Here is a 12,527-nt window from a genome sequence, read left to right as displayed (position 1 = left end):
CCTGGAAGCTCACGGCGGGGAGGCACCGTGTCGTGGACGTGACGGCCCAGGCCTTCTCAATAGGCCCTACGCAAGGTTGAACGAATGACGGAATCTAAAACCCCTCAGGTAGTGAGACTCGGGAAGCAAGACGGGGTTGGGATCATTGTCATCGACAATCCGCCAATCAATGCCGGGTCCCTGCAAGTACGCCTTGGGTTGCTGAAAGCCATTCAGGCAGTCGACTCCGATCCCAGTCTTTCGGGCGGCATACTGATAGGTGCCAGCAAAATGTTCATGGCTGGCTCCGACATTCGGGAATTCGGCGCCCAACTAGAAGACCCTCAGCTCCCTTCAGTAATTGCTGCGATCGAAAAGAGCGCGAAGCCATTTGTCGCCGCCATTGCAGGAGCCGCCTTGGGTGGCGGATACGAACTCGCCTTAGCCTGTGACGGCCGCATCGCAAGTGTCGAGGCCGTCGTTGGTCTCCCCGAAACCACCCTTGGCCTCATACCTGGAGCCGGCGGTACGCAACGTTTGCCCCGTCTGGTAGGGCGAGAAAAGGCCATCGAGTTCATCTGCGCAGGCAGTCGCTTAGGGGCTGAACAGGCCCTCAAGTTTGGCATGATCGACGCAGTCGCCCAAGGTGATCTGCTTACCGAAGCGCTAAAGCTCCTGTCGCGCTTTGGGTCCAACAAGCGCCGGGTGACCAGCATCGAGGTGCCGGACAGCGATCCAGTGGCACTGCAGAATGCCAAGACCGAGGCGCTAAAAGGGGGCCGCAATCGCCCGCATATCCATGCGGCCATCTCCGCAATCGACCATTGCGGGCGGCTTTCTGTGACAGAAGGGCTAGTCGCGGAGCGGGCGCAATTCCAGAAACTTAGGATGGGCCGAGAGGCCGCCGCGTTGCGCCATCTGTTCTTCGCAGAGCGCAGGGCTCTAAGGGTGCCGGAGCTGGCCGCTACGATGGCGAGGCCGATCCGAGTCGTCGCTGTAATCGGAGGCGGAACCATGGGTGCTGGGATTGCAGCGGCAATGCTCAGCTCCGGCAAGTCCGTATCGATCCTCGAGAATACAGCTGAGGCTGTGAAAGCAGCAAGAGATCGGGTGCGCAAGATTTTTCAGTGGCGACTTGATCGAGGCCGCCTGAGGGCCGAGGAGCTTGAACACCTTATGTGCCAGTTGGACGTCACAACGCTCAAGGACCCCATCGGCAAGGCGGATGCCGTTATCGAAGCAGTGTTCGAAGACGTTAGGGTCAAACGCCAGATCTTCGCGCTCCTAGGGGAGGTTGCAAGGCCTGATGCAATCCTTCTTACCAATACATCGTATCTTTCAGTCGCCGAAATTGCTGCCTCCTCCGGCCGTCCTCAAAGCGTCGCGGGAATGCATTTCTTCAGCCCGGCAGAGAAGATGCGATTGGTCGAGATTGTTAGACATTCTGAGACATCGCCAGAGGTGCTTGCCTCTGCCTATAGCCTTGCAATAGCCGCCGGCAAACTGCCTGTTCTTTCGAATGACTCTTTTGGCTTCATCGGTAACCGAATTTACGCATCGTACCGACGTCAATGCGAATACATGCTCGAAGAAGGGGCGCTCCCACAGCAAGTTGACAAAGCGCTCGAGGAATTCGGCTTTGCAATGGGGCCGTTTGCTGTGGCCGACATGTCGGGTTTGGACATTGCCTGGCGGATGCGACAGGCAACTGCGGCCGGCCGGGATCCCATGGCACGTTATGCAAGGATACCTGACCTACTATGTGAAATGGGGCGGTTTGGTCGCAAGACCGGCGCCGGATACTATCGGTACACCGAGGCGGCCGGGCCCGGTCAGGTCGACCAGGCGATTACCGACCTTGTCACAAGGACGTCGAGCGAGGCAGGACGTGTTCGACGCCTGTTCTCTCCGTCAGAAATAGTCGCGCGCGCCTTGGCAGCTATGGCGAGCGAGGCGGCGTTGGTAATTTCCGAGGGGGTCACAAATTCACGTTCAGACGTCGACCTAGTGCTGACAAACGGCTACGGCTTCCCAAAGCACGAGGGTGGCATAGTGTTCTGGGCAAGAAACCAACCTAAAGCCGAGTTAGAAGCTGCCTTCAGCCGCCTTATCGAAACTCAGGGACCCCATTATCAGGTGGGTCCGATTTCTGCCTTGTCACACGAAGACGATCGAAAATCTCATTGAGCCGGTCGGTGTGACGTAACGCAACTTGCCCGCACCAAGACAGCCGTTCGACCCAACGGAGAGAGAGAAAGCAGCCTAGCATGGCCGAGGCCTATATCTGCGACTACATCCGCACGCCGATTGGCCGCTTCGGCGGTTCCCTGTCATCGGTCCGCGCCGACGATCTCGGCGCGATACCCCTGAGGGCGCTGGTCGAACGCAACCCCGGCATCGACTGGCAGGCGGTCGACGACGTCGTCTTTGGTTGCGCCAACCAGGCGGGCGAGGACAACCGCAACGTGGTGCGCATGGCGCTGCTGCTGGCCGGCCTGCCCAAGGAAATCCCGGGCTCGACCGTCAATCGCCTGTGCGGCTCGGGCATGGATGCGCTAACCATCGCCGCGCGCGCCATCAAGGCCGGCGAGGCGGAACTGATGATTGCCGGCGGCGTCGAGTCCATGAGCCGCGCTCCCTTTGTCATGCCCAAGGCAGACACGGCGTTTTCGCGCAATGCCGAGATTTACGACACCACCATCGGGTGGCGCTTCGTCAACCCGCTGATGAAGAAGCAATATGGCGTCGATTCGATGCCCGAGACCGGTGAGAACGTCGCCGAGGACTTTTCCGTGTCGCGCGCGGACCAGGACGCCTTTGCCGTGCGCAGCCAGGACAAGGCGGTCGCGGCACAAGCCAATGGACGATTGGCCAAGGAAATCACCCCAGTGACGATCCCGCAGCGCAAGGGCGATGCGGTTGTTGTCAGCAAAGATGAACATCCCCGCGCCGGCACCACAGTCGAGGCGCTGGCCAAACTGCCGACGCCGTTCCGCCAGGGCGGCACGGTGACCGCCGGCAATGCCTCCGGCGTCAATGACGGCGCGGCGGCGCTGATCGTTGCTTCCGAAGCAGCGGTGAAAAAATACGGCCTAACGCCGATCGCCCGCATCCTCGGCGGTGCTGCCGCCGGTGTTGCGCCGCGCATCATGGGCATCGGCCCAGCGCCCGCGACGCAAAAACTGTGCGCGCGGCTTGGCCTGACGCCAAAACAGTTCGATGTCATCGAGCTCAACGAAGCCTTTGCCTCCCAAGGCATCGCCGTGCTCCGCGCCCTTGCCATTGGCGAGGATGCGGAGCACGTCAACCCGAATGGCGGCGCCATCGCACTAGGCCATCCGCTCGGCATGTCGGGCGCGCGCATCACCGGTACGGCGGCGCTGGAGTTACGCGAATGCGGCGGCCGTTATGCTTTGGCAACGATGTGCACCGGCGTCGGCCAGGGCGTCGCGATCGCGCTCGAGCGGGTCTGACGGTCGCTTCCGCCACAGTCCGGGTAAAGTGAGACAACGCCTTCATTCGTTTCGTATTGGAAGTAAAAAGCGCCACATCAACTCTCCGGCGCATGCTCTAACCTGTCATGTCGTGTTAAAGCGATGGAGAGATTCTACCCACGACCAGCATGTTGAGAAATGCGACAGTAGTGCGGGTGCAACTGCCCGTGAGCGCCCAATTTGGCATCACGTGGTCCAATTGTGGCGCTGACCACGACTGGCTACCAGAGCGCCCTTCTCCCAACGGCCGACAAATTCAACGGCTCCATTGTCTACAACGAGGCGAGCCGGCGGCAGGAACGCCGTCTGGTAGGCTGAGGGTCGCGATCCTAAGCGACTTGTTCGATGGTATGTGTAATGGCGGTGGCGCTGGCAGAAGGCTCGCACATTCGTTGCGGTATTGCCCGTCAGGTTATAACCCTCCCGAACAGCAACGTCTGTGAGGTGACGCCTCCTTCGGTCAGCTTGTACTGCGAATCTGCAAAGGCGCCGAAGTTTCGATGAACGGCCTCGGTGTTCGCGACAAGCATTCTCATCATGTCTTCCGGAACACCGACGTGTATCGCCAAGACGTATTGTCAAACGGGCGCCTCTGCCAGTCTCCATAACGCTCAAGAAGCTCAAGTCCGCTGATCTTTGCGAGCAAGTCGAGCTCGGTCGGATAGACATATCTGATCTTCAGCGGCAACGTCCGGCTTCCGGCCGGCGTGATCCAAAGGTCTTGAGAAATAAAAAGCTGTTGGTTCCGATCATGTTTGGTAAAACGCACTATCGCACTTCGCTCGTCTATATGCATAACGGTGGTTCTTTGGTCGGTGCGGATGCCGTCATCTGATATATTAGAAGTGTAAGGGTAATTTAAATGAACAACAAAGCGCCCGCGCGGCTTTAGAGACTTCACGACAGACTCGAAGCAGCCAAGTTGTTGCTCGACAGTCGCCAAAAGTGAGAAAGTGTTGCTAATGCAGTACACGAGATCGTATTGGGTGCCTAGGTCGAATTCTGCCATGTCGCCAAGGTGTGTCGTGACCGCATCGCCACTGCTCTTTGCGCGAAGCGCGGCAAGCATCCTCTCCGAGTTATCGAGACCGTGAACGGAAGCTCCTGTCTCAGAAAGGGGCAAGGCGATGTGGCCGTTTCCAACGCCCAATTCGAGTGCGGTTCCGTTCTTTGCGAAGGGTGCGAGAAAACTGACTGCCCGTGCATTCTCGACGGACACATTGAGCGCTTCCGTATATTCATCATAGATATCGCTCCAGATTTCGCCATGGGCGGTATAAGCATCCTTTATTTGCATGTGATCTTTCATGACGTTTTTCTCACTTACTTGTCCAACCAAATATGTTGAAATGGGTAGCTCCGGGGCTTGCCAGCTAGAGTTGCACTTCTGGTTTGCGCTACCTCAGATCATTCTGCTTCGCACTCGCGGGAACGGGCCTTCATTTGCCGGCACAAACTGCCCTCGTGAGTTATTCTCATCCAAGAAAATCTGCCTCGAGGCCGAACAAGATGGCGTTCCAAACGTGGAGAAGTGTCCGTGTTATTAAATTTCGCTCGATGTTTTCGGCGGAGGATTTCGATGTCTGTTGTTTCAAGAAACCGTTGGTAGCAAGAGCTTAACTCGAAGCGTGTGCGGAGAGGATCGCCGATCTTGAGCACGTCCTCGATTTCGAGGTCTTCCACCAAACCTTCCTTTGCCACGAGATGCTGAATCGTGTCTTGCGCCTTCGAGCTCGGGATCTGGCGGGTGGAGTCCGCTTTGGGGCGCAGCCAACGATGAGAATCGTCTGCCCGAGATCGACAAGGGCGACGAGCTCCTTTTTGATTGGCGGACTTGCCGACGCCCCCCTTCCCGTAGAATGCGATTTGACGCAGACCTGACACGTTGCTTCCTTCTTTCGTTCCATCCATCGGTTACCGGCGACATGAATACCGGTCGGCAGCTCCGCCACCACATAATGAAGGTCCCAAAACTCGTGCCAATTTGGTTGATCGAACCGAAGAAAATTGTGGCCGCTTTTCAGCTATTTAGTCTGAGTCAAAACGAGATACTGGCGAAACAGCCTTTGTCGCGAATCCGACAAACGCGACGGACGCGTCGGATAGCGTTACTCGATGCCGCTCTTGACCCCGCTGGAGGGCGACCGCTCGCTTCGTTGCAGTTGCGCGCTCGCTAGCGGCTTGACCACGCGCCGAACTCGGCCGTGGAAATTGCGGCGAGCCGGCACATGACACCGCTCCAAACGCCTCACTTCCGAGTAGTTGGCGCGTAGCGCCTATGTCTTTGTGCGGCAATCGGGCATGGATCAGCTCAAGCACTTGCGCATTCCCGAGAAGCCGGAGACGCCGGTACCCTGACACCGAGCCCTCGCGCCTCGGCTGGAAGAGCATGATTGTCATCGACGACGATCTCGGGCCCAGGGGCGGCACGGCACCCAGACTTCGAACGCCTGTTGGCGGCGCCCCGGGCGCGAGCCATCGAGGCTTCACGCTAGGCCCGCAATGGGCGAGCGAACTCGAACGCCGATCCAATGGCTGCCTTACGGCGGTTGCCCGGCTCGAAGATCAGATTCATTGCTTGCGCAACACGCAGCCGCGCGCCGTGGCCACGACGAACGCATGCCACTTATGACACCTGCCCCGCGGAACCATCCCGCGCTTCCGTCAAAACAGGCAGGCGGATCTTGCGCCGCGCTGAGGATATCGTCGTGCACATGGTGCTGCATTGGCAGGGAGGGGATCACGCGCCATTTGAAGTGCTGAAGAACCGGTCAAAACCGCTACCATACCGATGCGGCGACCGAACAACTGGCGCCCGAAGTCGCCCGCCTTTTTTGCCGGACTGTACCATCGCCCTTGGTCTCAATCGGCCGGGAATGCTCGGCCAGAGGACAGACCTGGACCCAGCTGCGTGTGCACAATTTCTGCGGCGCGTATCAAATCCCGGTTTACCATGAGGGCGAACGTGTGAAGCGCCATGAGCTTGTCCTGCGCGAAGCAACAGGCCGCCTCGGGGTCAGCAACATGATTGTTGTTCGCCTGATCTGTCAGATACATTCGTATTTGATGTAATGGGCCGGTTTTATGAACGGACGTGAGTCTGATGCGATCCACGATATCAAGTCTACGACTGTCATACCGTAATGGTGGAGCATTTTTTCGAAAGAACCATTTTTTGACAGTCCGGGAATATAATTACATTCTAGAAACCAAATTACGGAATCGTGCGACACCCTAAAATCGAAACGAGCCATATTGCAGAGGTTGATAGAAGACGCAACAGAGTGTGTCACTGACTGTATTATGGACGAAATTTCATCGTCAGTATCGATTACTGCCCTCTTCGCCGCGCTTCTCGATTGCTTTTGATCACGTCCGAAAAACTGCATGTTTGTTTCAATCTTTACGACAGGTAGCGGTATTGCTCCTGATGAACCGACTAAGCAACCGCAGGTATACTCGTCTCCCGGAATGAACTCTTGTAATAGGGCCGCACTATCATAGGCAAAAATCGCATGAAGAAGGGCCTCAATCTCCTGCTCAGACTGCTCAGGGTCGCGAAAAAGCCTAGCAAATAGCGATGAACCAAGTGAGTTCGGTTTCACTACAATTGGCCGTTGGAGTGACTTTGCGGTCTTGATTGCGTCCGCAGCATTTCCAGGGTTTACTAGCGTTGCCGTTGGCACTTTCACGATTTCGCTTGGCAATATCGAGGAAACGAACGACGACATTGCGTACTTATTCATCGTCAACGATGCGACACGTGGGTCGCCGAACGTGCCTCTTAGGCATGAAAGCGCCGCAAGCGTCTGAACTCCTCCGTCTTCGCCAAACTGTCCGTGCAACAAGTTCACAATGTATTCATTACGAGATTTGATTGTATCAAAAGTCACGAGCAATGAGCGCCCAGAACGAGCGTTCGTATCATAAAGATATCCCTGAAGCTCAGAAATCGTGAAAGCTCTGTGAAATCGAATTGTTCGGACTAGGCCATCATTACGGCTAACATGATACAAATATCTTACAGAGAATGGTCGTTCGGCATCAGGAATAGCCAAGTAGGAGGAGATGATGTTGGTTAACGATGAGATAGACCCATCGTACTCCGTCGAAATTCCACCGAAGATGAATGAAACTTGAAGAGGCATTGTCGTTCCTTAGTCGTTGACGGATATTATAGTAGACTAAGTGGAAGCCGTTCTGTCGCTACCAGCCCGGGCGACCTGACTAAGCGCCAGAATCAGAAGAGTTACGCCGATATCAAGCCCTTGCGATCCTCCGAGTGAATAGCCGGATGTAGACTCCTGCGACTCTTGATGATTAGCCTCACCACCGCCGACATCTACGACCGTGCCGGGGCTCAGGCCATCCTGGACGGCATCCTCCAGCGTTGCTCCTGGGAGAAGCATCTGTTGGCCGCCACCGCCCATGACTGGCCGAAGCTCTTGGACAAAGCCGCCTATCCCGACTTCTTGGTCATGCGTCGATCCAACGACCAGAAGGAGTTCCAGATCCCGCGTTGCCGCGGGGTCGTGGTCGAGCGCACCTTCAGCTGGATGGCGCGCTGGCGACACCTCGTGCGTAATTATTAGGAGGGTATCGATGTTTCTCACGCCATGATCCTTGTCGCATGTGTAGAAACCTCATCCGGCGAAATATCCACCCCTGACTTTTCACAACAGACTTTTATCTGACAAAATTCCGTCATATTTCCTCTCTCGTTGTAGCCATAGTAAACACGACGAGCGATTCTGACCGTATTTTAAGCTGCGACGTTGAAGGAAAACCCACACGTTCGTGTTAGACCTCGTCAGATGTCGATTGTGCATTGAGTAAAATCCTGAAACGTTAGACATGGGTATGCCAGAACGACAGTCACTCTGTTTGGCTATCGCAGGGCCTACAAGAATTAGGGAACGTCAACATCAAGGCCTGCGGCTAAGCTCAAATCGGCGAAAGTTATAGCGTTATCCTATTCGCGAAGGGTCGGGAATGGTGTGATCGACCAATCAATTAAATCGACGGCGCGCTGAAGTATAGCCTCAGTCCGAGCGAGGCTGGGTGAAGTGGCGACGACACGGCCGATGGGGTCTCCGGCATCGCCTTTCCTGAGGATCGACGTTTTGGGTTCGATATACAATTTTACGTCGGCGACACCTGATACAGCAGCGGCCCGACTGTCGCCCTCGATCCAATCGAGGGTCCCATCACTATCGGGCACCAGGTTCCGCGAGGCCGCAGTGTGGGAATTCGTTCTGCACAGGTTCCACTGGTCGCCGATGACAAGCCTGACGTGCTCGGTGATGAGATCGATGCCGTAAGCCAGTTGGACCAGTTGAGGATCCGGCGCGCCAGCAAGACGTGGATTGACTTCTATGACGACTGGCCCACGCTTCGTCCACCTAAGTTCAATATTAGATGGCCCCCAGCCAAGGTCAAGAACGCGTAGACTGTTCAGCGAAACATCGGCGATACGGTCTTGCTCGTCGTCAGTCAGCAGGGCCGGGAAGGTCGTCTCGCGATAGACGAAATGCGGTGGGGGGCTAAAGTCAGCAGCGGCGATCCCAACGACCTCATCTCCCATTGTGTAGGCGCAGTAATAAGGGCCTTGTGCGAATTCTTCAACCAGTATCCTCGGTGCACATCGCCATATGTGCGTCCCGCCCAACAGATAGGTCGTATGTTCGGCTAAGTCCTCGGCATTGCGGCACAACCGGACACCACGGCTGCCGCTGCCGACGGCTGGCTTAACAATCACCGGCAGGCCGATTTCCGCGGCAGAGTTTTCTACGTCCGCCGCATCTGCCGCCGCACGATAGGCAGGTATTGGAACGCCGGCGTGCGCGAGGAGCTGACGTTGAACGAATTTGTCGCAACATCGTTCAATGGATGCGGGGTTCGGCCCCGGCAAATCGAAATGCCGGCAGATCTTGCCAACGGTCGCATAGACTGCCTCCAAGGCGCTCGTGACGCCAACAATCTCATAGGTGGCAGATAGGCGGGAACATTCGCCGATAAGCGCATCGAGATTAGTTGTATCGACACGGATTGCCTCAAGCCTTTCCGCCGCAAGATAGTCGTACTGAGTCGGATCAGCCGACAGCGTAATTGGATGAAGTCCAAGGCGCTGGGCCGCCTTCGCGTATAGGAGACCATTACCCCGCGGATGGCCTTCAAGCAAGATGAGCGCTTTTCTTGTCATTGGCACTTGGACTCCGACGTTGCCTGCCGTGCGGTGATCAGGATGAATCGGCATCAGCTTTTTAGTCGTGCTCGACTTCAGATTTTGCTGTGAACGTACCATTGCCAGCGATTTGTAGTCGCAAAGGTTTTGTAAATTTGTTTGAAGGTTTTGTTGCAGCGGCTGAACTAGTCTTGTTCCGTTTGACGTACGGCTTCTACATATTGGGGTGGAATCAGTCGCACGTCGTGGCTAGGACGAGCCAACTCCCGAGCCCAATGATGGGCGCTCGAGCAAGCTTCCGTCCCGACGAGACACGGAGAAAGCCGGGCAAAGAATACGATCAGCTCGCTGCGACTAAGCCGCCGCCGTAAGACGGCGTGTCCAGAAGCATCCACACCGTGGACTCAAAGACGAATCTGGCGATATCGATACCGAGGCTGACGACAGGCATGACGAGCTCCTTTTGGTGTCATGGGGTAGATGTTCCTCCATTTCCACACATCGGAAGGGAGCGCCCCATGCCATCAAACGGGCAGTGCAGCGGGCCAGATAAATGACTCTGGAAACGATCAGCCAGATGAGCGACGATCCCCTGATCAGCTTGTCAACTGTGGCGCACTGATCAGCCCGGCCCATGCCGGAGAGCACGGCGACCAATACCGCCAACTACACCACGCCGCGGGACGATCCCTCCTCGCACTCTGTATGCCTGAGACGTCGTCTTTCGCGACGTCAATTGGGTTACTGAAGCTTGACAAAACTGTGCCGTAACGAACGGAGGCAATTGGAAACGAAAAGCCAATTGATTGAATTAATACCCTTTTTAGTTGGCATGCCTCTTGCGATTTGAGCAGCGAGGTTGCTTCAGGAACGGAGCCGTTGGATGTCTTAGTGCCAAACAAGACGTCTCTTTACGGTCAATGGCAATGGAAAAGGTGATGCAGAAGACATGCTGGGCGAATGGGAAATTGCCAGGTGAAAGCGCGCGGGTCACCAGAGTTATCCGTTCAGTTCTATGGCGAACCACCTCAGCGGACTCTCGTGGAAGCCGGAAGCACAGCAATATCGGAGGTGAAACATACCGGCGCGCTCCAGAGAAATTCAAACGCTCGCAGGAATTCCTTTCATGTGATTTGAGCTCGATGGATTTGAGCGCTTTCACCCTCGGAACCGCAATCCGGCGCCATATCTCAAGTAAATGGCAATAATAATAAAATGAAATTGTGTGAACAAATAAACGGAGAGTTTAAGATGCCTGACGAATTCAGATTTGGCGATAACTGGGCTTCGATCTACGAAAAATTTACCAGCATACGAGGCAAAGTAAATGAAGCAGTCGAGACTGCCGCTCTCCTTGAGCAATATTCCAGCGGAGGCAGTGCTCTTGAACTTGGTATCGGCGACGGACGTGTGGGAGTGCCGTTGAGCGAGCGCGGTGTCAGGGTGGAAGGTATCGACAATTCAGAGAGCATGTTGAAACTTCTCTCCAAGCGCACCAATCTGATCAAGGCTTGGAAAGGAGACATTGCCAATTTCCGATCAGAGCGACGGTACAATCTCGTGTATTGCGTTTACAGCACGTTCAAGCTGCTCCTCACGCGCGAGGCACAAATAGCTTGCCTGCGATCTGCCGCGGAGGCACTGGATAATGAGGGGGTTTTGGTGATGGAATTGGGTGTGCCGGCCCTGGACGGTTTCGTTAACGGGCAGAAAACTACCACGCTATTCGTGGATCACGAGAATACAATTCTCAACTCAGATATCCACGATCCGCTCAACCAGACCTTGGTTTCAACCCTTCTTTGGTTCTCTGATACATCGGTGACACGTTCACCTCATCGCACCCGGTACGTTTATCACCAGGAACTCGATACGATGGCCGAATGTGTGGGACTGAAGCTAGCGGAACGTTGGGGAAATTGGACGAGAGGCACGTTCACTGAAGGATCCAAACGTCATATCTCAGTTTACCGTCGAAACGGGCCATAGTCCAGGCAATTTTCCGCAGCCGATTGCGGTGAGTAGTCTTCTATAATGGGCCGTTGCTCGTCAAGTCCCTTCGAGTGATCATCACGCCGCAAGGACCATGCTTCTGTCCGAGGTCAGGACCAAGACTGCCACCTCATGCCATCAGATCCATAGCCGGCAGGTCAATCTAAGACGCGCCAGCGCTGGTCAGCGCCCCCAACATCCTTAGCCGCCGTATCAATCCGGCCGAGCGCGCAAGCTCAGTCCTTTTTTCCGATGCCGCCGGCGGCCCTGGTGATTGGTCCGTGCGAGGATACTGTGATTGATCCCGATCACCGTGGCGGACGAACGCGCTTGACAAGATAGGGCCGGCCCGTTCAATTCGGAGCATTCACCAGGGGAGTCCCGGCAAGGGGCTGAGATACTGCTGGCTTTTGCGGCGCAGTGACCCGTTGAACCTGATCCAGTTCATACTGGCGTAGGGACGGTGCAAGCGCTTTGCGGGGAGTTCACGCCCGAAGTCCTGCTTCCAAGCAGGTAGATCAAAGCGTCTTTTCATCCTTCCGGCACAGAACTGGGTCTCCAATGCATGAGCAAAGGAGCCTCAAGATGAATGCCCTCACCCCCGCCGTGTCGACGGGACCATTGCCTGCCTCACGGAAAATCCACAAGTCCGGCGTCCTCCATCCGCACATAAAGGTGCCGATGCGCGAAATCTCCGTCCATCCGACGGCGGGTGAACCGCCCGTCACCGTCTATGATCCGTCCGGCCCCTGTACGGACCCGACTGTCGAAACCAGCATCGACACGGCGAAGCGCATGAGGTTGCCGCCGCCACGCTGGCCGAACTGCTTGCCGCGCTTGACTATGAGGGCGATTGGCTGGCAACGGCGGTCAACAGC

At 56.1% G+C, this 12,527-nt stretch carries 8 protein-coding genes, 3 pseudogenes and 1 riboswitch; of the genes and pseudogenes, 6 read left to right on the top strand and 5 right to left on the bottom strand.

Features of this window, described 5'->3' with window-relative positions:
* Positions 1-84 precede the first annotated feature (84 nt).
* Entirely contained in the window at positions 85-2,166 is a 2,082-nt protein-coding gene (locus tag ABID19_RS33825; RefSeq protein ID WP_263807215.1) for a 3-hydroxyacyl-CoA dehydrogenase NAD-binding domain-containing protein, read from the top strand.
* Between the two features lie 80 nt (positions 2,167-2,246).
* Positions 2,247-3,452 carry a 3-oxoadipyl-CoA thiolase gene (gene pcaF, locus ABID19_RS33820; protein ID WP_263807216.1) on the top strand — a complete coding sequence of 402 codons (1,206 nt, stop codon included), beginning with the start codon at positions 2,247-2,249 and terminating at the stop codon, positions 3,450-3,452.
* 556 nt (positions 3,453-4,008) lie between these two features.
* Here the strand turns inward: pcaF and ABID19_RS33815 are convergent.
* The 3 genes from ABID19_RS33815 to ABID19_RS33805 form a co-directional block, all read right to left on the bottom strand.
* Complete coding sequence (locus tag ABID19_RS33815; protein ID WP_263807218.1) at positions 4,009-4,782, bottom strand: class I SAM-dependent methyltransferase; 774 nt, start codon at positions 4,780-4,782, stop codon at positions 4,009-4,011.
* A gap of 98 nt (positions 4,783-4,880) precedes the next feature.
* Positions 4,881-5,384 carry a P-loop NTPase family protein gene (locus ABID19_RS33810; protein WP_354494818.1) on the bottom strand — a complete coding sequence of 168 codons (504 nt, stop codon included), beginning with the start codon at positions 5,382-5,384 and terminating at the stop codon, positions 4,881-4,883.
* A 1,136-nt stretch (positions 5,385-6,520) separates the two neighbouring features.
* A complete protein-coding gene (locus tag ABID19_RS33805) occupies positions 6,521-7,621 on the bottom strand; it encodes an ATP-grasp domain-containing protein (protein ID WP_263807219.1) in 1,101 nt (366 codons plus the stop codon).
* A 168-nt stretch (positions 7,622-7,789) separates the two neighbouring features.
* On the opposite strand from ABID19_RS33805, the gene ABID19_RS33800 reads away from it, so the two are divergent.
* On the top strand, positions 7,790-8,065 hold the full coding sequence (locus tag ABID19_RS33800) for a hypothetical protein (protein ID WP_263807220.1): 276 nt from the start codon (positions 7,790-7,792) through the stop codon (positions 8,063-8,065).
* Positions 8,066-8,445: 380 nt separating this feature from the next.
* On the opposite strand, the gene ABID19_RS33795 is transcribed toward ABID19_RS33800, so the two are convergent.
* Positions 8,446-9,675, bottom strand: a complete 1,230-nt coding sequence (locus tag ABID19_RS33795; protein WP_263807221.1) for an ATP-grasp domain-containing protein — start codon at positions 9,673-9,675, stop codon at positions 8,446-8,448.
* 171 nt (positions 9,676-9,846) lie between these two features.
* Positions 9,847-10,108 (bottom strand): annotated as a pseudogene (locus ABID19_RS34460) (IS110 family transposase); the annotation flags it as partial.
* Positions 10,109-10,908: 800 nt separating this feature from the next.
* On the opposite strand from ABID19_RS34460, the gene ABID19_RS33790 reads away from it, so the two are divergent.
* The 3 genes and pseudogenes from ABID19_RS33790 to ABID19_RS33780 form a co-directional block, all read left to right on the top strand.
* On the top strand, positions 10,909-11,646 hold the full coding sequence (locus ABID19_RS33790; RefSeq protein WP_263807222.1) for a methyltransferase domain-containing protein: 738 nt from the start codon (positions 10,909-10,911) through the stop codon (positions 11,644-11,646).
* 176 nt (positions 11,647-11,822) lie between these two features.
* Positions 11,823-11,940 (top strand): annotated as a pseudogene (locus tag ABID19_RS33785) (3-oxoacyl-ACP synthase); the annotation flags it as partial.
* Between the two features lie 71 nt (positions 11,941-12,011).
* Positions 12,012-12,128: riboswitch (TPP riboswitch) on the top strand.
* Between the two features lie 106 nt (positions 12,129-12,234).
* Positions 12,235-12,432 (top strand): annotated as a pseudogene (locus ABID19_RS33780) (phosphomethylpyrimidine synthase ThiC); the annotation flags it as partial.
* Positions 12,433-12,527: the final 95 nt, after the last annotated feature.

Source organism: Mesorhizobium robiniae (genome assembly GCF_040545535.1).
Taxonomy (GTDB): domain Bacteria; phylum Pseudomonadota; class Alphaproteobacteria; order Rhizobiales; family Rhizobiaceae; genus Mesorhizobium; species Mesorhizobium robiniae.
This window is presented reverse-complemented; position numbering and strand designations above follow the sequence as displayed.